Here is a 19,790-nt window from a genome sequence, read left to right as displayed (position 1 = left end):
TTTTGTAATATCAAGCGCTACCTGTAAAGGCAACTTCTGGAAATTTCAATTGAGCTTCTGCCATTGGACGGTTTCTACCTTCCTCTTGCCAGTAGTTAATCACTTCTGTTGCTTTGTTAAGCAACTCGACACGATCCACGTCAGTAATCCAATGTTTGGACTCTAATTCCTTTTTTAACTCTTCCCAGGCATCATTTCTGGGCCAAAAAAAGTACTTAGTCAAGGGACTGGTGCCTTTGCCTACAACTTGGTCGACTGCGAGAGCAACGTTCTCGTCTAACCACAGAATTTTCAAAATAAACTTGGTCAATCACACCTCCGGGAATTTCCGGGCATTTAGGATAGCGATCGCTTATTTTAACGCAATACCCTATCAAATGACCAAACACTGATTGAGAATGGGCTAGCATAAGGTTTAGTCGGCGCTAAATAAAGATGCTTATGACTGCTCAACTGCCCCAATCTCAAATAACATCTGGTTCTTCTTTGTATGAGCAAGACTTTTACCTGTGGATTCAAACCACGGCAGAACTGCTCAAGCAAGGTCGGCTCACAGAACTGGATTTAGAGAATTTGATTGATGAAATTGAAACAATGGGCAGGAGTGAAAAGAAAGCACTCAGAAGCAACTTGGAAGTAGTGCTAATGCATCTATTGAAGTATAAATATCAAGCCGAGAAGCGCTCTGGTAGTTGGCGAGCAACAATTCGGGAGCATCGCAAACGCCTCAGACAAGCTCTAGAAGAAAGTCCTAGCCTCAAACCATATTTTTATGAGGTTTTTGGGCTGTGTTATGACGATGCTAGACTCTTGGCTGCCGATGAAACTGAATTGCATTTGGCTATCTTCCCCGAAGAATCTCCCTTTACACCAGAGCAAGCCCTCAATCCCGATTTTTTACCTGAGTCATAATTTCAACCCGATCTAAAATATTTTACTGTTAATTTTGACCTTTGAATTCGGAGCGAAGCGACGTGACTGCTCACCTGCCTCAATCTCAAATAACATCTGGTTCAGATTTGTACGGGCAAGACTTTTACCTGTGGATTCAAACCACAGCAGAACTGCTCAAACAAGGTCGGCTCACAGAACTAGATTTAGAGAATTTAATTGAAGAAATTGAAACGATGGGCAGAAGTGAAAAGGGGGCATTGGAGAGCAATCTGGAAGTGTTGCTGATGCATCTGCTGAAATACCAGCTTCAAACTGAAAGGCGCTCAAAAAGTTGGCAGTACACAATTTTAGAACAGCGCAGGCGAGTCCAAAAGGCACTCAAGGAAAGTCCGAGTTTGAAGCCTTACTTTGAGCAAGTTTTTGACGAAAGCTATCAAACTGCTAGACGGCTGGCTGTCATTGAAACTGGATTAGACATTGCTATTTTCCCAGAAAAATCTTTCTTTACGCCAGAGCAAGCCCTTGACCCCGATTTTTTACCTGAGTCATGAGCGGATTATGATGATGTAAAACTCTTTTGCTTCCTTACCCCATGACTCAACCAACTTCTGCAAAAGCGATCGTTGTTTTCGATATTGATGGCGTTGTACGCGATGTTAGCGGTTCCTATCGCCGGGCGATCGCAGATACCGTAGAATATTTTACTACCCAAGCATATCGTCCAACCCCACTAGATATTGACCAACTGAAGTCTGAAGGCGTGTGGAATAACGATTGGGAAGCATCGCAGGAATTAATTTACCGCTACTTTGAAACCCAAGGACAAACGCGCGAGCAACTGCAACTAGATTACAGTGCGATCGTTGCTTTTTTTCAATCGCGTTACCGAGGCTCAAATCCAAATAATTTTACTGGTTATATCTGTAATGAACCTTTATTATTACAACCCAGCTATTTAGAACAACTTACCCAAGCCGGGATTGCTTGGGGATTTTTTAGCGGTGCGACTCGTGCTTCCGCCAACTATGTATTAGAAAAACGCCTGGGTTTGCAATCTCCGGTGTTGATTGCGATGGAAGATGCACCAGGGAAACCAGACCCCACTGGACTTTTCGCCACAGTTCATGAGTTAGAAAATGGAATTGACCAAAAATTAGCTGTAGTCTATGTGGGAGATACGGTAGCAGATATGTATACCGTCGAGAAAGCGCGAAATTTAGATTCTGCTCGCACTTGGCTTGGTGTAGGGGTTTTACCGCCCCACGTCCAGGAAACAACAGCGCGTAGTGATGCTTACACTGAGACACTAATAGCAGCAGGAGCAGCAGTAGTTTTGCGTAATGTGCAGGAATTGACTCCAAGGCAGATTCAAGAATTGGTAAGTTCATTTGCTTGATCTGTGGTCTAAGATTAATCAAGCTAGGGGTGCATGAATGACTGGCTGATAACAATCTTGCTTTAATCATTGGGAGATAAATAAAAATGTCTGCACTTAAACTGCCTAACGGTCCCCAAACTCACCCTTGGGTACAGACGTATCAGTGGCTTACTAATCCCTTAGAATACATAGAAGACTGTGCTAAACGCTATGGTGACATCTTTACCCTTCAGCTCGGACAAAATGTTGCTCCTCAAGTTTTCATTAGCAATCCCCAGGCAATTCAGCAGATTTTTACTACAGATCCAAAACACTTGGACTCTGGTGAGCCAGCAGGGATTAGATCGCCTTTATTAGGACGCCAATCACTACTGGCGCTGGAAGGAAAGCCTCATCAGCGACAACGAAAGCTATTGACACCACCCTTACATGGGGAACGAATGCTAGCTTATGGTGAATTAATCCGCGACATCACTGAGCAAGTGATTAATCAGTGGCAGGTTGGAGAAATCTTTGCAGTTCTGCCATCAATGCAAGCAATCTCTTTCCAAGTGATTTTAAAGGCTGTATTTGGTCTAGAAGATGGGCCACGTTACGAGAAACTCAATGAACTGCTGATTGCAATCCTAAATCCTAAATTCCCTATCTTAAGAACAATTCTGCTTCTTTTCCCAGCAATGCGACGGGATTTAGGAGCGTGGAGTCCTTGGGGGAAATACTTGCGTTTACGGCAGCAAATTGATGAACTCATCTACGCCCAGATTCGAGAACGCAAAGCACAACCCGATTCATCTCGGACTGATATTCTGTCTTTAATGATGGCTGCTCGTGATGAAGCGGGAGAGCCGATGACAGACTTGGAATTACGTGATGAACTGATGACTCTATTAGTGGCGGGTCACGAAACTACAGCAACTTCCTTATCATGGGCGCTGTACTGGATTCATTATCAGCCGCAGGTGCGGGAAAAACTGCTGCAAGAATTAGATAAGTTGGGCGAACAACCACATCCAAATGCTATTTTCCGATTGCCTTATTTGAATGCTGTCTGTTCTGAAACCCTACGTCTTTACCCAGTAGCGGTATCGGCACTAAATCGAGTGGTCAAATCACCGCTACAAATTGGGGAATACAACTTTGAGCCTGGTACTTTGCTCAATCCCTCTATTTATTTGACCCATCATCGAGAAGATTTATATCCTGAGTCGAAGCAATTTAAGCCAGAGCGTTTTTTAGAACGGCAATTTTCTCCTTATGAGTATTTACCCTTTGGTGGCGGGAACCGTCGCTGTATTGGTATGGCGTTTGCCTTGTTTGAAATGAAACTGGTGTTGGCAACTGTGCTGTCTAGCTGGCAAATGGAACTAGCTGATAGCCAACCTGTGAAAGCAGTGCGTAAAGGTTTGTTGTTTAGCCCAGCAGGTGGTGTGAAGATGGTGGTGAAGGGGAAGCGTCCTCAAAATCAGCCCATCCTTCAGACTAGCTCTAGTTCAGCGTGAAGAGTGGGAGAATGGGATGGGATAGGGTGGGAACAATGTCTACAACGGGCTACACCCACCAACAATCCTAAATTTTATTTACAACTGAGAAAAATTCTTCATGCCACTGTTTGGCAACTTTATCCCAACCAAAGGAATCTTTAAGAGATAATGCTTCCTTTCTCAAACTTTCTTGTTTGCTAGGATTTTTCAACAAGTCAATTACAGCTTCAATAAAAGCATTATTTGTTTGTTCATCTCCAGCAGGCCCCTTAATTCTGACACCAGATTTAACAGTCTCATTTAAACTGGCGCAAGTTGTTACTACAGGAACACAACCAGCTGCTTGAGCTTTCCAAGCACTAATACAGAAAGTCTCAACAGCACTATGACAAGGATAAACCCAGATTCCAGATTTAAATAATTCTTCAACTAACTGCTTGTGCCCAATTCTGCCATGTTCATAGACATTTTTTTGAGCAAAGAGTTGCAAAATTTGCTTCTTTTTATCTGGTAATTGTGGAAATTTAGTAATGTTAGATGAATTAATCAGCGCATCAATTACTTGCCACCCATAGAAAATATGCAATTCAACATCAGGTACTTCTTGGATAATCTTGTCCCATTGAGTCAGTAAATTTTCAATGCCTCTTGTATAGTCACTAATGGAAATCAATCTTTTGGGATTTCTAGAAATTCCTGTTAAATTAAAATCTTCTAGATTAATACCATTAGTTGTTAGAAAGATTTTTTCTTCAGGAATCCATTTTGGTAGCATAGATTTATGGAAATTTGACAGCATAAATAGCTTGTCAAAACTTGCTAAAAATTCAGATTGCTGAGAATCTTCTACTGGAGGAAATAATTTAGGGTTATCGTGCATCCAAACAGCAGTTTTTTTTGACTTTAGTTTCATCATCATCGGTTGCGTCCAAGCGCGATGAAAGATTAAAAAATTAAAGTTATCTTGAGGATTAAATTTATCAACAGACCGATAAACTACACCATTATATTCCCCCTCCATGTCACCGCATCTATTAAACACTGTGACTTGATAACCCAATTTAACTAGTTCTTGACTTAAGTAAATGACTGCTTCTTGACTGCCTCCAATACCATTTTTCACAGAAGGGTGTGCCCAATCTTCAACATGAAAGGGAAAATTGGAATAGATTACGATTGAGTTATTGTCCCAATTCATATTATTTCATTTGTTCACAATTAATTTGTTTAAGCCAAAACAGGCTTACCTGTAGAAACAGCCTGCTCAATAATCTCAGCCGCTCGACTTACCCCCCCAGCACGGAGAGTAGCTGCTTGTAATCTGAGGGCGTTCTGTTTATAAGATTCTTCTGTCAACACCCGCTTAATAGCATTTTTCAATCTGGGAACATTCAATTTTTTGAGGGTAATAAGCTCACCTGCCCCTGTCCAAGCGATACGTGCTGCTACTCCTGGCTGGTCATTAGCAACTGGAATCGCCACCATTGGCACTCCTTTTTTTAGACATTCCATTGTTGTATTCATTCCCGCATGAGTAATCATGAGGGTAGCTTTTTCCAGCACTTCTAATTGAGGTGCATACTCAACTACTAAAGGATTTCCTGCCAAGTTTGGTAATGATTCTGGTTTAGCAGAACCTCCCAGAGAAATCACTAACTGAGCATCCAAATCTTCACAAGCTGAAGCAATAGTCTGAAAAACCCAAATCAGACGATTTTGCAATGTTCCCATCGAAGCATAAATTAACGGTTTCCCCGTCAATTTTTCATAAGGGAAAGAAACAGGTGCTCGACTGGCTGAAGTATGATAGCTTCCGGTGAAATGGAACCAAGGAGCTAATTCTTCTCTGGGAAATTCAAACTCAGCAGGTGCATTACTTATTTGAGCCAGTGGAGAGTAACTATCTTTAAGACTAGAGTACAGGGGTAATTTCCACTCTCGACGATATTCATTAATCAAATCTTCAAGTGGTTTGACGACGCTATTAAGTAACGTGTAACCTATTTCGTTGCGTAAGCGTGCCCACAGAGCTGGACTATACTTCCAAGTTGTGAAAAAAGGAGGAACGCTAGGTTCTCGATTCAGCACCACAGCGCTGCACACAGTAATGAAAGGAATTTTGAGAAACTCGGCAATTGTCCCTCCCTCTACTGAACTTTGGTTTACTAGCAAAGCTTCTACGCCTGCTGCTTTAATTGCTGCTGGAGCCTCTTGGAGTGTCACAGATGAAACCCGCTTCAGCAGATCGATAGTGTATCGAAATGCAGGCAATCCACGCAGTTGACCTAATTTGGCAAAGTTTTCTGCTGTTGAGCCAGGAATAAAATCTTTTTCACCAATTGCTTGGAATTCTATTCCTGCTGCCAGTACCTTAGATTGAGTATCGAGTGAGCCAAAGAAGGTGACGCGATGCCCACGCCGTTGAAGTTCCTGCCCCAAGGGAAGCATTGTATTGAGGGGACCAGTTGCTGCACCAGGACAGATGATACCAAAATGAGTCACGATTAATGCCTCTACTTGATTTTCAAGAACTTATCCAAAGCTGTAACTAGGCTAGGGGGCCAACGGCGGATATTTTTTACCCAGTCGATATCTTTATAGCGGCTATCAAGTCCATAAGCTGCTACCCAGTTGCTTTCGGCTTCACCTTGTTCTCCATTTACCCAATATGCAGCTGTGAGGGCGGCACGCACATCAGCAAATTTGGAGTATTTCCGGGCGATATTTCGCATTTCACGGATTGCTTGCTCTTTTTGACCGATTTCATACAGAGCCAGAGCGTAGTTAGCACGGGCGAAGGCAAAATTTGGGGCTATCTCATTAGATTTTTTGTAATCTGCGATCGCCAAATCCCATTTTCCCAAACCTGCTGTGGCATTACCGCGATTGTTATACGCCATTGCATCGTTAGGATCGAGTTCTAAGACATGATTGTAATCTGCGATCGCCAAATCCCATTTTCCCATCCCTTCCAACGCCGCGCCCCGATTCAAGTAAGGATCGGTGACATTTGGTGCTAATTCTATGGCTTTGTTATAATCTGCCAGCGCCTCTTGTAACTTATTCTGACTCACCCGCGAATTTCCCCGATTACTCCACGCCCCCGCATTTGTCGGAAATTGCTCAATAATCTTTGTCCAGTAAGTTTCAGCCGTCGCAAAGTCACCTTGATTCGTCGCTATAAACGCTTGATTTGCCCACTCATCACCTTGTTTTAACTGTTCTTGAGTAATGGGCGGTTGAGATTGTGCCATGACTGGAGTAGCCCAGCCAAATACAAGTAACAAACTGAGAAAAATACTAATCAACTTAATCATCTAGGTTTACCGAATTTGTCATTTGTCATTTGTCATTTGTCATTAAGTATGGAGCAGAGGAATGGAGTTCAAACACTCATTTACGAGATCAATGCCCAATGCCCAATGCCCCTCAAGAGTGCTGAGTGGGGCAGAGGGGAGAATAACTCTTAACTCCTAACTCCTAACTCCTAACTCAGCACTGTTTTGCCCAATTTCCCATAATTACAATAATGACAACTGTTCATTAGGCGGCGTGAATCCTAAATGCTTATATGCTGCCTTTGTCGCCATTCTGCCGCGATGAGTCCGAGTTAAATACCCAATTTGCATCAGGTAAGGTTCGTATACCTCTTCAATTGTTTGAGTATCTTCACCCGTGGCTGCTGCCATTGTTTCTAACCCCACTGGCCCGCCATTAAATTGTTCAATTATTACACTCAGCATTTGGCGGTCTGTCCAATCTAAACCGCAAGGATCTACTTGGAATAGTTGTAATGCCTCAGATGCAATGTTTTCATTAATCTCACCAGATTCTTTTACTTCCGCATAATCACGTACCCGCTTCAGTAACCTATTAGCAATCCGTGGTGTTCCGCGTGAACGACGGGCAATTTCTGTAGCACCATCTTCTGTAATAGGGGTTTTGAGTAATTGAGCGGTTCGCAGTACAATTTGAGTCAGTTCGTCAACTTCGTAAAATCGCAGTTTTTGAATTAAACCAAAGCGATCGCGTAGTGGTGAAGTTAAAGCACCCACACGGGTTGTAGCCCCTACTAAGGTAAATTTTGACAGCGGCAAGCTTCTGATCCGAGCGCTAGAACCCTTACCAATGGTAATATCTAAGCGATAATCTTCCATTGCTGGGTAGAGAATTTCCTCCGTCATCCGCGAGAGGCGATGAATTTCATCCACAAATAAGATATCCCCTGGCTTGAGGTTCACTAGTAGCCCAACAATATCTCGTGGACGTTCTAAAGCTGGCGCACTGGTAATTTTGTAATTTACCCCCATTTCCGATGCTAAAATCATTGCCATTGTGGTTTTGCCCAATCCCGGCGGCCCATACAGAAGCAAGTGATCCAGTACCTCACTACGAGACTTAGCTGCTTTAATGGCAATATCTAGCACATCCTTTAAATCTTTTTGCCCAATGTAATCAGCAAAGCGGTGTGGCCGAATACCTTCTTCTTGCTGTTCTTGCTCATCAAAAGCAGCTTCAGGCTGCAAAATATTTTCTGTGGATGGTGCTTTCGCCGACTCTCGACGCTGCTTTGGTTCGCCGTTGGGTTCTGGAGGCTGTTTTTTCGAGGAGATTATCGCCATAATTCTTACAGGGAATGGGGTACAGGGTACAGGTTACAGGGAATGGGGTACAGGGTACAGGTTACAGGGAATGGGGTACAGGGTACAGGTTACAGGGAACAGATTATTTCCTATAACCTGTCACCTGTTACCTCTCCCCTAATCCCAGTTCCCATGAAAATTTTCGTTTGAGAATACCCGCGCCAATTTAAAATTTAAATTCCGGCCAATTACCCAGAAGTACAAAAGTTATTATGTTATCTAAAAGAATCTTACCGTGCTTAGATGTGAAGGCGGGACGGGTTGTAAAAGGAGTTAACTTTGTTAATCTCCAAGATGCAGGCGATCCGGTAGAGCTGGCCAAGGTTTACAACGAAGCCGGTGCTGATGAATTAGTATTTCTGGATATTACAGCTACTCATGAAGACCGAGCTACAATTTTAGATGTGGTCTACCGCACTGCTGAACAGGTCTTTATTCCATTGACTGTAGGTGGTGGCATTCAATCCTTAGAAAATGTTAAAGCTTTGTTACGGGCGGGCGCAGATAAGGTTAGTATTAATTCTGCGGCAGTGCGGGAACCAGACTTGATTAATCGGGCAAGCGATCGCTTTGGTAATCAGTGCATAGTTGTTGCTATTGATGCCAGACGCAGAAATAACCCGGAGAATCCAGGTTGGGATGTGTATGTGCGGGGTGGCAGAGAAAATACAGGCTTAGATGCCCTATTGTGGGCACAGGAAGTTGAAAAACGGGGGGCCGGAGAACTACTAGTTACAAGTATGGATGCTGATGGAACGCAAGCCGGGTATGACATTGAGATTACACGGGCGATTGCCAATGCTGTAGAAATTCCAGTTATTGCTTCTGGTGGTGCAGGTAATTGCGAACATATCTACACTGCCCTCACTCAAGGCAAGGCTGAAGCCGCATTACTCGCGTCACTGTTACATTACGGACAATTAAGCGTAGCAGAAATTAAAAGTTACTTGCGCGATCGCAACGTGCCAGTCAGAACATTCTGTTGATCCACCATTATTCATTTAATGACATCTATCTAAGGTTAGACACACTTCCTAAAAAGGGTGTTAATATTATTTTACAAGTATTAACAAATATTAAGAAATATGTTGCTTCCTATTTTACTTTTTGATGTCGCCCTGGTAGCGTGGTCGCTGCACTTAATGGAAAAAGCCTACGAGAGTAAAGAATTTTCTCTAATGTTAGCTGGTACCTTGGTTGCTCTTGCTGCTGCTGCCATGTTAGTAGTTTACTTTTTGATGGGTCATTGTATGACCTATTTGTTGCAAGTATCCTAGAGAGTACTGAGTGCGAGAGGGGATATTTAAAATTTAGTTTCCAGAAAGCTTGACAAAGTAATAATAACTAAGCAACAATATAGGGCTGATTTTAAGAAGATGTTTTAAAAGTACCCGAAAGTATAATTTTTGCCTTCTAAAATAGGTAAGTGCAAGGATAAATATGGCTGACCAAACCTAATTTATACATCACTTTTTGAGTTTTACTTTCTGGAGTAATTCATCTTTAATCCGGTTAAGAATTGAAGTCTCATCCAAATTGGTCAAAATCCGATTAATCACTGCTTTCGGCCCATCAGGCCCCCAAGTTGCGCCATTGGCTAAATAAACTTTAGTAACTTGTCCAATACCGTAAGAAGAAACACCAGCGACTCCTCCTTGGGTAATCGCCACCGATACATAAGGACCTAGCGCAATACCACCCGTAGCTGTTGCAGAAATTCCAAGTAAAGTTTTTAATCCACTCAAGCCTAAATTTGCTAACAATTCACTAGCACCGATACCGCCCATACTCAGGGCGATTTTTTGTAGCAACTGTACAGCCCCAGCTTCGGTCATGGAGAAGCCGTAGAGTTTAGATAAACCCAAAATCAGAGCAATATCAATTACCACACTACTGAGAATATCTACCACAGTTACAGGATTGAGTGCGATCGCTAATGCCTTAGTCATCACAGCTTTCCAAATCAACTGATTGGCATTCTGTTCCCGAATCATCAGTTTTCGCTCAACCAATTGCTCATTTACAATGTCGGCATAAAGCATGGTATTAAGGGCAACCAAGGCTTTACCTTCACGATGCAGAATTTCCAATATTTTCAGCTTCAGTTCCTCGACTTGGGCATTCCCTGTACGCAACTGTATGCCCCTCGTACCATCAGGGCGGCGAATCGCCGTCTTCACCAATGGCGATGCCGCAGCCATAACTATTTCCAAAGGTGTGAGTAATTCCCGCACCCTTTCATCCCGGATTTTGTGATAAATTGCCATCCGGTCTGCTTCTGGATACTGGTCTACTTTGTTAAACACTAGAACAATCGGTTTACCTGCTTCCCGCAACTGAGAAAGGGCTATGTATTCCAGTTTTGTCATATCGCCAGAGATCACAAACAGAATCAAATCTGCTTGTTTTGCAATCTGTTCAGCTAAGGCGGCACGAGTTGCACCATCTACTTCATCTAACCCAGGAGTATCAATTAATTCCACCTGGGATTGACCTACACCAGGAAGAGTCACACGCAAAGCACGTTCAGTTTCCCCAATCATCTCCTCGCTAATACTCCAATTAACTGTTTGTGCAGTACGGGTGACACCGTGCAGCGGCCCAGTTTCAAATACCGTTTGCCCAACCAAAGCATTTAGTAGCGAAGACTTACCACGTCCCACCATGCCAAAAGCCGCAATCTGCACCACCATGCGGTCTAACTTCCCTAGCATAATTTCCAAATCAGCAATTTCTGCTTCCAATCCGGTTTTTTCCTGGGGAGTAAGATCGAGATTGGCTACCAAGTTTCGCAATGCTGTTTGTGCTTGTTTATAGTTCAGTTCCGTCTGAATGTCTTCAAAACTGAAAATAGCACTATCCAATTCTTCCTCCCAGCTGAGAGAATTTGCGTCAGTGTTAGCGGAATCGCTTTGATGAGGTTCAGGCACGGGCAATGTCGAAGTCATATTAATTTTAGATTTTAGATTTTAGATTTTAAATTTTAAATTTTAAATTTTAAATTTTAGATACAGTTCATTTACTATCCTAGTTATTTTTATGAGGGGTTTGGCGAGACGATGCAGACAAAGGAGACAAGGGGCTAGGGGAATAAATATGCCCAATACTTCGACTACGCTCAGTACAAGTGCCCAATGCCCAATGCCCAATGACCAATGACTAATGACCAATGACTAACAAAACGTCATAAACTGAAAAATGCATCTAATATAACGCGTTAGGATCTTGACTAAATTACCTGTGCGGAAAATCGTTATTGCCGGCAACTGGAAAATGTTCAAAACCCAGGCAGAAACCCAAGAGTTTTTACAAGGATTTCTGCCCCATTTAGAGGAAACCCCCCAAGGGCGAGAAGTGATATTGTGTCCTCCTTTCACTGATTTAAACGTTTTGTCCAAGACTTTGCACGGTAGCCTCATCCAACTGGGGGCACAAAATATCCATTGGGAAGAATATGGAGCCTATACGGGTGAGATTTCTGGCCCAATGCTGGCAGAAAGTGGTGTGCGCTTTGTGATTGTCGGTCATAGCGAACGACGGCAATATTTTGGAGAAACGGACGCCACCGTTAATCTGCGCCTCCGAACTGCTCAAAGGTTTGGTTTGACTCCAATTCTCTGTGTTGGCGAAAGTAAACAACAACGAGATGCGGGAGAAACTGAATCACTGATTGCTCTCCAACTCGACAAAGGCTTGGTAGATATTGATCAAGATAATTTGGTGATTGCTTACGAACCGATTTGGGCGATTGGCACTGGCGACACTTGTGAAGTCGAAGAAGCTAATCGAATAATTGGCTTAATTCGTAGCCAGTTGACTAATCCGAATGTATCAATTCAATATGGCGGCTCAGTCAAGCCGAATAATATTGATGAGATTATGGCTCAACCAGAAATTGATGGTGTCCTCGTGGGAGGAGCAAGTCTAGAACCTGAGAGTTTCGCTCGGATTGTGAATTTTAAATCAGTGTGATGTGCTTTTTTCTCGTTCCCATGCAGAGCATGGGAATGCCTAATGTAGATAAGAAGAATTCAGAACTCAGGAGTCAGAATTCAGAATTGAATTTTGTACGACTGTTTTTAATGACAAATGTTCCAGATATTAAGTATTCAAAAGTTGGAAATCTTTATTTCTCACCCACCTACTTACCCGAATGGATGTTGCATCCAAATGAGAACCGCTATATATATATTTCAAGACTAGATCAAATTTAAGTTTATCTATGATCGCAAAGCCTTGGGATGCTCAACTTGCTTACTGGCTAATTAAACCTCTAAAAGACAGTTGGGTAAATCCCAATCATCTTACTACAGTGCGACTTTTGACAGGGTTGGCGGCGACAGTCGCCCTCGCAGTTGGTGATACCATTTGGGTTAATATTGGGGGATGGCTATTTGCTTTATCTAACTTTCTCGATCATACAGACGGTGAATTAGCTCGTTTGAGTGGGAAAAGTAGCAAATGGGGACATCAATATGACCTTGCTAGTGACGCTATCATCCATATTCTATTGTTTGTGTGTATGGGATATGGTCTTAGGGAGGGAAAATTTGGTTGGTGGGCGTTGGTGATGGGGATAGTATCTGGCGTGTCTGTTGCTTGCATCTTTCATTTGCGAAACCAAATGGAACAACGTTTAGGTAAAGACGCCAGCCGTCAACCAAATTTCGCCGGCTTTGACATTGAAGACGTGCTATATTTGTTTCCCATAGTTCCCTTACTGAATGGACTAGAGCCGTTATTAATGGCAGCGACAATTGGCGCGCCAACCTTTGCTATATGGGTAATTTGGCAATTTTGGACACTCCCGCAGCCGGAATCAAACTAGATAAGGAAGCAGTGAGAGAATAAATAATTATTAATGGACATCAATGGAGCTTCAAACTGAAATTGATAAAGCTATAGCAGCCGTTGATTACCAGAAACTTCAAGCTGAGTTTCAAGCTCAAAATGAATTTTTGGTGGTTGAAAACTTTGTCCCTAGCTGCATCATCGAGGAGTTTTTGGCGCTGTTGCCATCTTTGCAACCTGCTATCAACCGCAACTATATTCCTAATCATAAAAAGGGGGGTAGTATCAGCCGCTATAGCTTAGATAGCCTTGCTCCGATTTTTGGAGAATTTTATCAACTCAGTGCCTTTTTCGAGTTCCTGAATAAAATTACGGCAGAAAAACTCCTTCCCTGTCCTGATTCCGATCCCCATACTTACGCGCTGTACTATTACACTGAGCCTGGAGATCATATCCAGTATCATTACGATACTTCTTACTATCACGGGAAACGCTATACAGTGTTGCTTGGTTTGGTTGATAATTCATCTAGTAAATTGGAATATCAACTCTACAAAGATATTCCAGAACGGGAAACTCAAACGCGATCGCTCTCCATAACCCCTGGTACTCTAGTATTATTCAATGGTGACAAACTTTACCACAGAGTTACTCCTTTGGGTGAAAATGAACGGCGCATTGTCTTAACTTTGGAGTATGTCACCGACACCCGCATGGGTATGCTAAAACGTTTTGTCTCAAATATGAAAGATGCGATCGCTTATTTTGGCTTTCGTCAAGTATTTCGCACTTAAAATAACTAGCACCCGGCCTCTACCTATATTCTCCAATTACCTCGATTTTACCCACAATGTTGCTGTTTAACTCTTCCAGTTCTTCGGCTGGAATCCACCATTCTGTATGATATGAAGCCCCAACTTGATGAACTTCATACTTATCCATAAAAACTTTCTTAACCTCAAATTGTGTAACATAACCTACACCACTGTCCCTAATATTCCATTTGGTCGCAATTTCCTGGGCATACTGCTCGTTTGTAACGGGGTAAAAAATTGGCTGTTCAGGTAATCTCGGCGGCCATTTGGTGTAGTCGCTTTGTTTAACCAGTTCTAGCTCTTTTGGCCCAGTAGGGCGATACAGAGTTACTGTTTCTTCCATGTTAAGAATTAGTTAATAAACGTTGAATTGAGCAAAATACAGTCATTATAAAATACTGGGAAAACTTCCAGATTTCCTGGTGTCTAAGCTACTGTTGGTGATTTGACGATGAAAGCAATTATCTTAGCTGCTGGCGTTGGACGACGCTTAGGTAAAGACGGGCAAATCCAACCCAAATGCTTACTGAAGTTTAACGGCAAATCTCTACTAGAGCGCCATTTTAACAATCTCCGTCATTACCAAATTGATGAAGTAGTGATTGCTGTGGGTTATCAAGCAGAAAGAATTCAGGATGAAATCAAAGCATTAGGAGCCGAAAGTTGGGTCAGTACAATTTATAATCCTGACTACACCAAAGGCAGCGTAATCAGCCTTTGGACTGTACGTCAGCATTTACTTGCTAGCGATGACATATTATTAATGGATGCAGATGTGTTGTGCGATCGCCGCATCATTGAACGACTGGTAAAGACAAATATTCCCAATAGCTTTTTACTAGATCGGGATTTTGAACCGGGAGATGAACCCGTGAAGCTTTGCGTCAGAGATAATTATCTAGTGGAGTTTCGTAAACAAATAACTCCTGGTTTAGCTTACGATTTTGCGGGTGAGTCAGTGGGATTCTTTCGTTTTGAAAGTGCTGTTGTTCGCCGTCTTGCGATTCGCACAGAACAATATGTTGCAGATGGACGGGATAATGAACCTTATGAAGAAGTAATTCGGGATCTGCTCTTAGAAACTCCAGAAACATTTGGCTACGAAGACATCAGTGGATTACCTTGGCTCGAAATCGATTTTCCCCAGGATATTCAACGTGCCCAAAACGATATTTTACCTCAGATAGAAGTCGCAGAACATGTCTGAAAATATCTTCATTTATAGCGGTTTTGGTTTGGATGCATTACAGTTTGACCTCTCTCCAAACCTCTCTCCTAAAAGGAGAAAGGCTTTGAATCTTACCCCCCTTCCCTTGTAGGGAAGGGGCTGGGGGTTAGGTCTGTATTCCATGCAATTGAGAATCGCAATATTATATAGGTTGAAAAAAGCAGAATAAATGCATCAAATATTTGCACCCAATCATACCTCTGCAAAATTAAATAAATGTGCCCAATTAAGGTTATTACTAGAATCGCCTCAACTCGACTTCATTATGGAAGCTCATAATGGGATTAGCGCCCGGATTGTGGAAGAGGCTGGATTTAAAGGAATTTGGGCGAGTGGATTAGCCCTTTCGGCTCAGTATGGCGTTCGAGATAATAATGAAGCCAGTTGGACTCAAGTTGTAGAAATGCTAGAGTTCATGTCTGATGTCACCAGCATCCCGATTTTATTAGACGGGGATACTGGTTATGGCAACTTTAATAATATGCGCCGCTTGGTGAAAAAGTTAGAACAGCGAGGTATTGCTGGAGTCTGTATTGAAGATAAGCTTTTTCCCAAAACTAATAGCTTCATCAACGGGAGTCGCCAAGCTTTAGCTGATATTGATGAATTCTGCGGCAAAATTAAGGCGGGTAAGGATAGTCAAACAGATGCAGATTTTTGCATCGTCGCCCGACTCGAAGCTTTGATCGCCGGCTGGGATCTTTCGGAGGCTTTGCGCCGAGCTGAAGCTTACCACGCCGCCGGAGCAAACGCCATCTTAATTCACAGTAAATCATCGCGCCCCGATCAAGTGCTAGCCTTTGCTAAAGAATGGGCAGGTCGTTCTCCGTTAGTGATTATACCGACTAAATATTACAGCACGCCTACTGATGTTTTTCGGAAAGCTGAAGTTAATTTGGTCATCTGGGCAAACCATCTGATTCGAGCTGCTGTTGCTAGTATGCAAGCGATCGCCCGTGAAGTGAAAGCCAGCGAAACTTTAATCAACATTGAAGATGATATTGCTCCCGTCAAAGAAATCTTTCGGTTACAAGGGGCGGATGAACTCCAAGAAGCTGAAAAACGCTACTTTAACAACGGACGACAAAATACCCAAGCGATCGTTTTGGCTGCTAGCAGAGGCCAAGAATTAGCCGGATTGACGCAAGATAAACCAAAAGTAATGTTACCCCTTGGAGGTAAACCTCTACTCAGGTTATTGGTAGATAAATTCAAGAAACTTGCCATCAATGATATTACCGTTGTCGCCGGTTACAAAGCAGAAACCATCAATGTTCCAGGGACTAAAGTCATCCGCAACCCAGATTATGAAACAACGGGAGAATTAGCATCCTTAGCCGTAGCTCAAGCCAGCTTTGGCGAAGAAATGCTGGTGCTTTACGGCGATTTACTATTTAGAAGCTACATCCTACGAGATTTATTAGAATGTCCCGGAGAAATTGTGGCTGTGGTTGATTCTGTAGCCAACAACAAGTCTGTTAGCGGTTCACCTGATTACGCCTATTGTTCAATTCCAGACGATCTTTCTCTATTTGGACAGGATGTCAACTTGTTGAACGTTTCTAAAACCACGCAAACGCAATTAGGAAAGTCTAGCGGACGCTGGATTGGGATGCTGCGCTTGCGGAGTCAAGGTAGACAATGGGTTAGTGAAGCACTCAATGAGTTGCAAAAGCGACCGGAATTTAACAGTCTGGGTTTGCCAGAATTATGCAATTATTTAATCGAGCAAGGCAAACCGATCAAGGTACTTTATATTCGCGGTAACTGGTTAGATGTTAATTCTTTAGACGATCTCGACCTTGCTTTTCAATTAAAACAATAGGAGTGGGGCATTGGGCATGGCTAAGAGGACAAGGGGACAAGGGGACAAGGAGAATTGGGGACAAGGAGAGAAGTCTGAGCGCCTGCTTCCGGCATTAGTGCAGCTTGCCGTAGGTATCAGAACTTCACAAAAAAAGACTTGTTGCAAGTTCTAACTTTAATCACCTTGTCCCCTTGTCCCCCTTGTCCCCCTTGTCTCCCCTGCTCCCTACTTTCCACCCCCCATCTCTTAATATGATCCAAGCAGAAGAATTTGTAGAAGCTGCGCGTAATCTTGGCTTTGGGTGGTACACTGGCGTACCCTGTTCTTTTCTCACGCCTTTTATTAATTACGTCATCAATGACGTTCAACTTAAATATATCTCCGCAGCCAATGAGGGAGATGCTGTAGCGATCGCAGCCGGAGCCGCAATTGCTGGTAAACCAGCTGTAGTAATGATGCAAAACTCTGGTTTGGGGAATGCAGTTAACCCCCTAACCTCCCTCACTTACATCTTTCGGATTCCACTGCTGCTGATTTGTACTTTAAGAGGCGATCGCGTGTTGCAAGATGAACCGCAACATCAATTAATGGGGCAAATCACAGATAAATTGTTGCAAACAATGACTATACCTTGGGAATATTTTCCCACAGATGCAGCAGAAATAGAACCTGTTCTGCAAAGAGCCACAGCCTATATGCAACAAGAACGCTGTCCTTATGCTTTAATTATGCGTAAAGGAGCGATTGCCCCCCATGCCCTCACTCGTTCTTCTATCCCCGAACGAGAAAATACTAGTAGCGCTCATATTCAGCAAAGCTTTTTTCGGGATAACAAAGAACAACGCATTTCTCGCAACGAAGCATTAGCTCGGATTGTGGAACTTACCGCTCCAGAAAACACTGTAATAATTGCCACCACCGGATACACGGGACGGGAACTCTTCGCTAGTAAAGACAGCGCCAATCATCTTTATATGGTTGGATCGATGGGCTGTGCTTCCTCAATGGGATTGGGATTATCCTTAGCGCGGAAAGACCTCAAGGTAGTAGTAATTGATGGCGATGGGGCAGCATTAATGCGAATGGGTAATTTTGCTACCATCGGCACTTATGGCGGTGCTAACTTGACCCATATTCTGTTAGATAATGAAGTCCACGATTCCACAGGCGCACAAGCCACTGTTTCTGCGGGCATCTCCTTTGCCAAAATTGCCGAAGCGTGCGGTTACGGCGTGACATTAGCTGGAGATGACCCCGCCCTTTTAGATGCCTTATTTACCGCAGATGCTAACACCAGACCTAAATTCGCTCATTTAAAAATCCGTCCCGGAACTTTAGAAAAGCTACCCAGACCCAACCTTACCCCGGAAGCAGTTTTACAACGCTTTATGAACCATATTGGTTCTAACTGGCAACTCCTAACTCCTAACTCCTAACTTTGGTAATGATTTTACTAAATCCCGGCCCCGTTAATTTGAGCGATCGCGTCAGAAATGCCCTGTTGCGTCCTGATTTGTGTCATCGTGAGGTGGAATTTTCGCAACTTCAAACCAGAATCCGCGAACAGCTACTTCAAGTTTATGGGCTTGGAAGCGGCTGGGCAGCAGTTCTCCTGACTGGTTCTGGAACCGCAGCGATGGAAGCGATGATTAGTAGTTTAGTACCCACAAATGGAAAATTACTAGTAATTGAAAACGGTGTATATGGCGAACGACTATCCAAAATCGCCAAAATCCACGGCATTAATTACATCACACTTTCTCATCCTTGGGATGGCGAAATCGATATCAAAGCTTTAATCAAACTCCTAGATGAAAACGCCGACATCACCCACCTTGCTGTCGTCCATCACGAAACTACTACCGGCCGCTTAAATAATTTGGCGGAACTTGCCCCAATTTGCCAAGAACGCGGTATCAAATTATTAGTAGATGCAGTCAGCAGCTTTGGTGCTGAAGAAATAAATTTTGCAGATTGGGGAATCACTGCTTGCGCTGCGACAGCGAATAAATGTCTGCATGGTGTCCCTGGAACGTCCTTTGTCATCCTGCAACGGGATGCACTGCCTTCAGTAGACACTATCCCCCGCACTTTATATTTAGATTTAGCAACCTATTACCAGCAGCAAGAACGAGGCGGCACACCTTTTACGCAATCAATACAGACATTTTATGCTCTAACAGAAGCTTTGCAAGAAATGGCAGAAGCAGGAGGTTGGCGTGCTAGACACAAATATTACAACCAACTTGCCAGCTTAGTTAGAGACGGGTTAGCCTCAATCGGAATTAAACCCCTACTTCCTCTTGGCAGTTCATCCGTTGTCTTGAATGCCTACTATTTGCCAGACGGTTTCAGCTATGAAGAATTTCACGACCAACTGAAAGCACAAAATTATATTATTTATTCTGGACAGGGAAATTTAGCTCAATCTATTTTTAGAGTATCAACAATGGGAGCCATTACCCACGCTGACATGGAACGCTTTGTTGGCGTTGTTAAAGAAATTATTCGGTAAACTGACTTGAAGCGTAAGTTTTACCCCTCCCTAACCCTCCCCTTGCAAAGGGGAGGGAACCGGATTTTTCTTGTTTCCCCCCTTTACAAGGGGGGATTAAGCAGGGTGGTTTCATACAAGCAGAGAAAAAATAAAACTGAGTTTCAAAGCCTCTCTCCGCTTCGGGGAGAGGTTTGGAGAGGGGTCAAAATCTATGGTTATATATGAGAAATCAAGACTTATGTATTTTTCTTTTTTC

At 43.1% G+C, this 19,790-nt stretch carries 20 protein-coding genes; 13 read left to right on the top strand and 7 right to left on the bottom strand.

What is annotated here, in order from left to right; translation table 11 throughout:
- Window positions 1-10 precede the first annotated feature (10 nt).
- On the bottom strand, window positions 11-310 hold the full coding sequence (locus tag NSTC731_RS00605) for a 30S ribosomal protein PSRP-3 (protein ID WP_013190996.1): 300 nt from the start codon (window positions 308-310) through the stop codon (window positions 11-13).
- Window positions 311-441: 131 nt separating this feature from the next.
- On the opposite strand from NSTC731_RS00605, the gene NSTC731_RS00600 reads away from it, so the two are divergent.
- From NSTC731_RS00600 to NSTC731_RS00585, 4 genes are all read left to right on the top strand, one after another.
- A complete protein-coding gene (locus NSTC731_RS00600) occupies window positions 442-912 on the top strand; it encodes a DUF29 domain-containing protein (RefSeq protein ID WP_445629152.1) in 471 nt (156 codons plus the stop codon).
- A 62-nt stretch (window positions 913-974) separates the two neighbouring features.
- On the top strand, window positions 975-1,445 hold the full coding sequence (locus NSTC731_RS00595) for a DUF29 domain-containing protein (protein WP_445629151.1): 471 nt from the start codon (window positions 975-977) through the stop codon (window positions 1,443-1,445).
- Between the two features lie 41 nt (window positions 1,446-1,486).
- On the top strand, window positions 1,487-2,290 hold the full coding sequence (locus tag NSTC731_RS00590) for a TIGR01548 family HAD-type hydrolase (protein ID WP_445629150.1): 804 nt from the start codon (window positions 1,487-1,489) through the stop codon (window positions 2,288-2,290).
- Between the two features lie 86 nt (window positions 2,291-2,376).
- Window positions 2,377-3,771, top strand: coding sequence for a cytochrome P450 (locus NSTC731_RS00585; RefSeq protein ID WP_445629149.1), 1,395 nt, complete (start codon window positions 2,377-2,379; stop codon window positions 3,769-3,771).
- A 67-nt stretch (window positions 3,772-3,838) separates the two neighbouring features.
- On the opposite strand, the gene NSTC731_RS00580 is transcribed toward NSTC731_RS00585, so the two are convergent.
- From NSTC731_RS00580 to ruvB, 4 genes are all read right to left on the bottom strand, one after another.
- A complete protein-coding gene (locus NSTC731_RS00580; RefSeq protein ID WP_445629148.1) occupies window positions 3,839-4,951 on the bottom strand; it encodes a glycosyltransferase family 4 protein in 1,113 nt (370 codons plus the stop codon).
- A 29-nt stretch (window positions 4,952-4,980) separates the two neighbouring features.
- Window positions 4,981-6,255, bottom strand: coding sequence for a glycosyltransferase (locus NSTC731_RS00575; RefSeq protein WP_445629147.1), 1,275 nt, complete (start codon window positions 6,253-6,255; stop codon window positions 4,981-4,983).
- 11 nt (window positions 6,256-6,266) lie between these two features.
- Window positions 6,267-7,070 carry a tetratricopeptide repeat protein gene (locus NSTC731_RS00570; RefSeq protein WP_445629146.1) on the bottom strand — a complete coding sequence of 268 codons (804 nt, stop codon included), beginning with the start codon at window positions 7,068-7,070 and terminating at the stop codon, window positions 6,267-6,269.
- A 204-nt stretch (window positions 7,071-7,274) separates the two neighbouring features.
- Complete coding sequence (gene ruvB, locus NSTC731_RS00565; protein ID WP_445629145.1) at window positions 7,275-8,375, bottom strand: Holliday junction branch migration DNA helicase RuvB; 1,101 nt, start codon at window positions 8,373-8,375, stop codon at window positions 7,275-7,277.
- Between the two features lie 233 nt (window positions 8,376-8,608).
- Here ruvB and hisF point away from each other — a divergent pair, with 233 nt between their 5' ends.
- Both hisF and NSTC731_RS00555 read left to right on the top strand, forming a co-directional pair.
- Window positions 8,609-9,382 carry an imidazole glycerol phosphate synthase subunit HisF gene (gene hisF, locus NSTC731_RS00560; RefSeq protein WP_445629144.1) on the top strand — a complete coding sequence of 258 codons (774 nt, stop codon included), beginning with the start codon at window positions 8,609-8,611 and terminating at the stop codon, window positions 9,380-9,382.
- Window positions 9,383-9,481: 99 nt separating this feature from the next.
- A complete protein-coding gene (locus NSTC731_RS00555) occupies window positions 9,482-9,673 on the top strand; it encodes a hypothetical protein (RefSeq protein ID WP_094348875.1) in 192 nt (63 codons plus the stop codon).
- Between the two features lie 189 nt (window positions 9,674-9,862).
- On the opposite strand, the gene NSTC731_RS00550 is transcribed toward NSTC731_RS00555, so the two are convergent.
- On the bottom strand, window positions 9,863-11,344 hold the full coding sequence (locus tag NSTC731_RS00550; RefSeq protein WP_445629143.1) for a GTP-binding protein: 1,482 nt from the start codon (window positions 11,342-11,344) through the stop codon (window positions 9,863-9,865).
- Between the two features lie 292 nt (window positions 11,345-11,636).
- Here NSTC731_RS00550 and tpiA point away from each other — a divergent pair, with 292 nt between their 5' ends.
- From tpiA to NSTC731_RS00535, 3 genes are all read left to right on the top strand, one after another.
- Window positions 11,637-12,368, top strand: a complete 732-nt coding sequence (tpiA, locus tag NSTC731_RS00545) for a triose-phosphate isomerase (RefSeq protein ID WP_445632248.1) — start codon at window positions 11,637-11,639, stop codon at window positions 12,366-12,368.
- 250 nt (window positions 12,369-12,618) lie between these two features.
- Window positions 12,619-13,224, top strand: a complete 606-nt coding sequence (locus tag NSTC731_RS00540) for a CDP-alcohol phosphatidyltransferase family protein (RefSeq protein WP_445629142.1) — start codon at window positions 12,619-12,621, stop codon at window positions 13,222-13,224.
- Window positions 13,225-13,267: 43 nt separating this feature from the next.
- Window positions 13,268-13,981, top strand: coding sequence for a 2OG-Fe(II) oxygenase (locus tag NSTC731_RS00535; protein ID WP_445629141.1), 714 nt, complete (start codon window positions 13,268-13,270; stop codon window positions 13,979-13,981).
- A gap of 19 nt (window positions 13,982-14,000) precedes the next feature.
- Here NSTC731_RS00535 and NSTC731_RS00530 read toward each other — a convergent pair whose 3' ends face one another.
- The gene (locus NSTC731_RS00530) at window positions 14,001-14,345 is read right to left on the bottom strand and encodes a hypothetical protein (protein WP_445629140.1); all 345 of its coding nucleotides are present in this window, start codon (window positions 14,343-14,345) and stop codon (window positions 14,001-14,003) included.
- 108 nt (window positions 14,346-14,453) lie between these two features.
- On the opposite strand from NSTC731_RS00530, the gene NSTC731_RS00525 reads away from it, so the two are divergent.
- The 4 genes from NSTC731_RS00525 (at window position 14,454) to NSTC731_RS00510 (ending at window position 19,552) form a co-directional block, all read left to right on the top strand.
- Complete coding sequence (locus NSTC731_RS00525) at window positions 14,454-15,209, top strand: phosphocholine cytidylyltransferase family protein (protein ID WP_445629139.1); 756 nt, start codon at window positions 14,454-14,456, stop codon at window positions 15,207-15,209.
- Window positions 15,210-15,399: 190 nt separating this feature from the next.
- Window positions 15,400-17,055, top strand: a complete 1,656-nt coding sequence (aepX, locus tag NSTC731_RS00520) for a phosphoenolpyruvate mutase (protein ID WP_445629138.1) — start codon at window positions 15,400-15,402, stop codon at window positions 17,053-17,055.
- A gap of 233 nt (window positions 17,056-17,288) precedes the next feature.
- Entirely contained in the window at window positions 17,289-18,473 is a 1,185-nt protein-coding gene (gene aepY, locus NSTC731_RS00515; protein ID WP_445629137.1) for a phosphonopyruvate decarboxylase, read from the top strand.
- Between the two features lie 8 nt (window positions 18,474-18,481).
- Window positions 18,482-19,552 (top strand): 2-aminoethylphosphonate aminotransferase, encoded by a 1,071-nt coding sequence (locus NSTC731_RS00510; protein WP_445629136.1) that lies wholly within the window; start codon window positions 18,482-18,484, stop codon window positions 19,550-19,552.
- The last annotated feature ends 238 nt before the right edge of the window (window positions 19,553-19,790 follow it).

The sequence above is a fragment of the Nostoc sp. DSM 114167 genome (assembly GCF_052692655.1).
Note: the sequence above shows the minus strand (reverse complement) of the source record. Positions and strands in the feature narration are given on the sequence as shown.

Excerpts from the sequence above, each read along its gene's own strand:
- NSTC731_RS00600 (WP_445629152.1), top strand. The coding sequence starts at position 442 with ATGACTGCTCAACTGCCCCAATCTCAAATAACATCTGGTTCTTCTTTG.
- NSTC731_RS00590 (WP_445629150.1), top strand. The coding sequence starts at position 1,487 with ATGACTCAACCAACTTCTGCAAAAGCGATCGTTGTTTTCGATATTGAT.
- NSTC731_RS00585 (WP_445629149.1), top strand. The coding sequence starts at position 2,377 with ATGTCTGCACTTAAACTGCCTAACGGTCCCCAAACTCACCCTTGGGTA.
- NSTC731_RS00580 (WP_445629148.1), bottom strand. The coding sequence starts at position 4,951 with ATGAATTGGGACAATAACTCAATCGTAATCTATTCCAATTTTCCCTTT.
- NSTC731_RS00570 (WP_445629146.1), bottom strand. The coding sequence starts at position 7,070 with ATGATTAAGTTGATTAGTATTTTTCTCAGTTTGTTACTTGTATTTGGC.
- ruvB (WP_445629145.1), bottom strand. The coding sequence starts at position 8,375 with ATGGCGATAATCTCCTCGAAAAAACAGCCTCCAGAACCCAACGGCGAA.
- hisF (WP_445629144.1), top strand. The coding sequence starts at position 8,609 with ATGTTATCTAAAAGAATCTTACCGTGCTTAGATGTGAAGGCGGGACGG.
- NSTC731_RS00555 (WP_094348875.1), top strand. The coding sequence starts at position 9,482 with ATGTTGCTTCCTATTTTACTTTTTGATGTCGCCCTGGTAGCGTGGTCG.
- NSTC731_RS00550 (WP_445629143.1), bottom strand. The coding sequence starts at position 11,344 with ATGACTTCGACATTGCCCGTGCCTGAACCTCATCAAAGCGATTCCGCT.
- NSTC731_RS00540 (WP_445629142.1), top strand. The coding sequence starts at position 12,619 with ATGATCGCAAAGCCTTGGGATGCTCAACTTGCTTACTGGCTAATTAAA.
- NSTC731_RS00535 (WP_445629141.1), top strand. The coding sequence starts at position 13,268 with ATGGAGCTTCAAACTGAAATTGATAAAGCTATAGCAGCCGTTGATTAC.
- NSTC731_RS00530 (WP_445629140.1), bottom strand. The coding sequence starts at position 14,345 with ATGGAAGAAACAGTAACTCTGTATCGCCCTACTGGGCCAAAAGAGCTA.
- NSTC731_RS00525 (WP_445629139.1), top strand. The coding sequence starts at position 14,454 with ATGAAAGCAATTATCTTAGCTGCTGGCGTTGGACGACGCTTAGGTAAA.
- aepX (WP_445629138.1), top strand. The coding sequence starts at position 15,400 with ATGCATCAAATATTTGCACCCAATCATACCTCTGCAAAATTAAATAAA.
- aepY (WP_445629137.1), top strand. The coding sequence starts at position 17,289 with ATGATCCAAGCAGAAGAATTTGTAGAAGCTGCGCGTAATCTTGGCTTT.
- NSTC731_RS00510 (WP_445629136.1), top strand. The coding sequence starts at position 18,482 with ATGATTTTACTAAATCCCGGCCCCGTTAATTTGAGCGATCGCGTCAGA.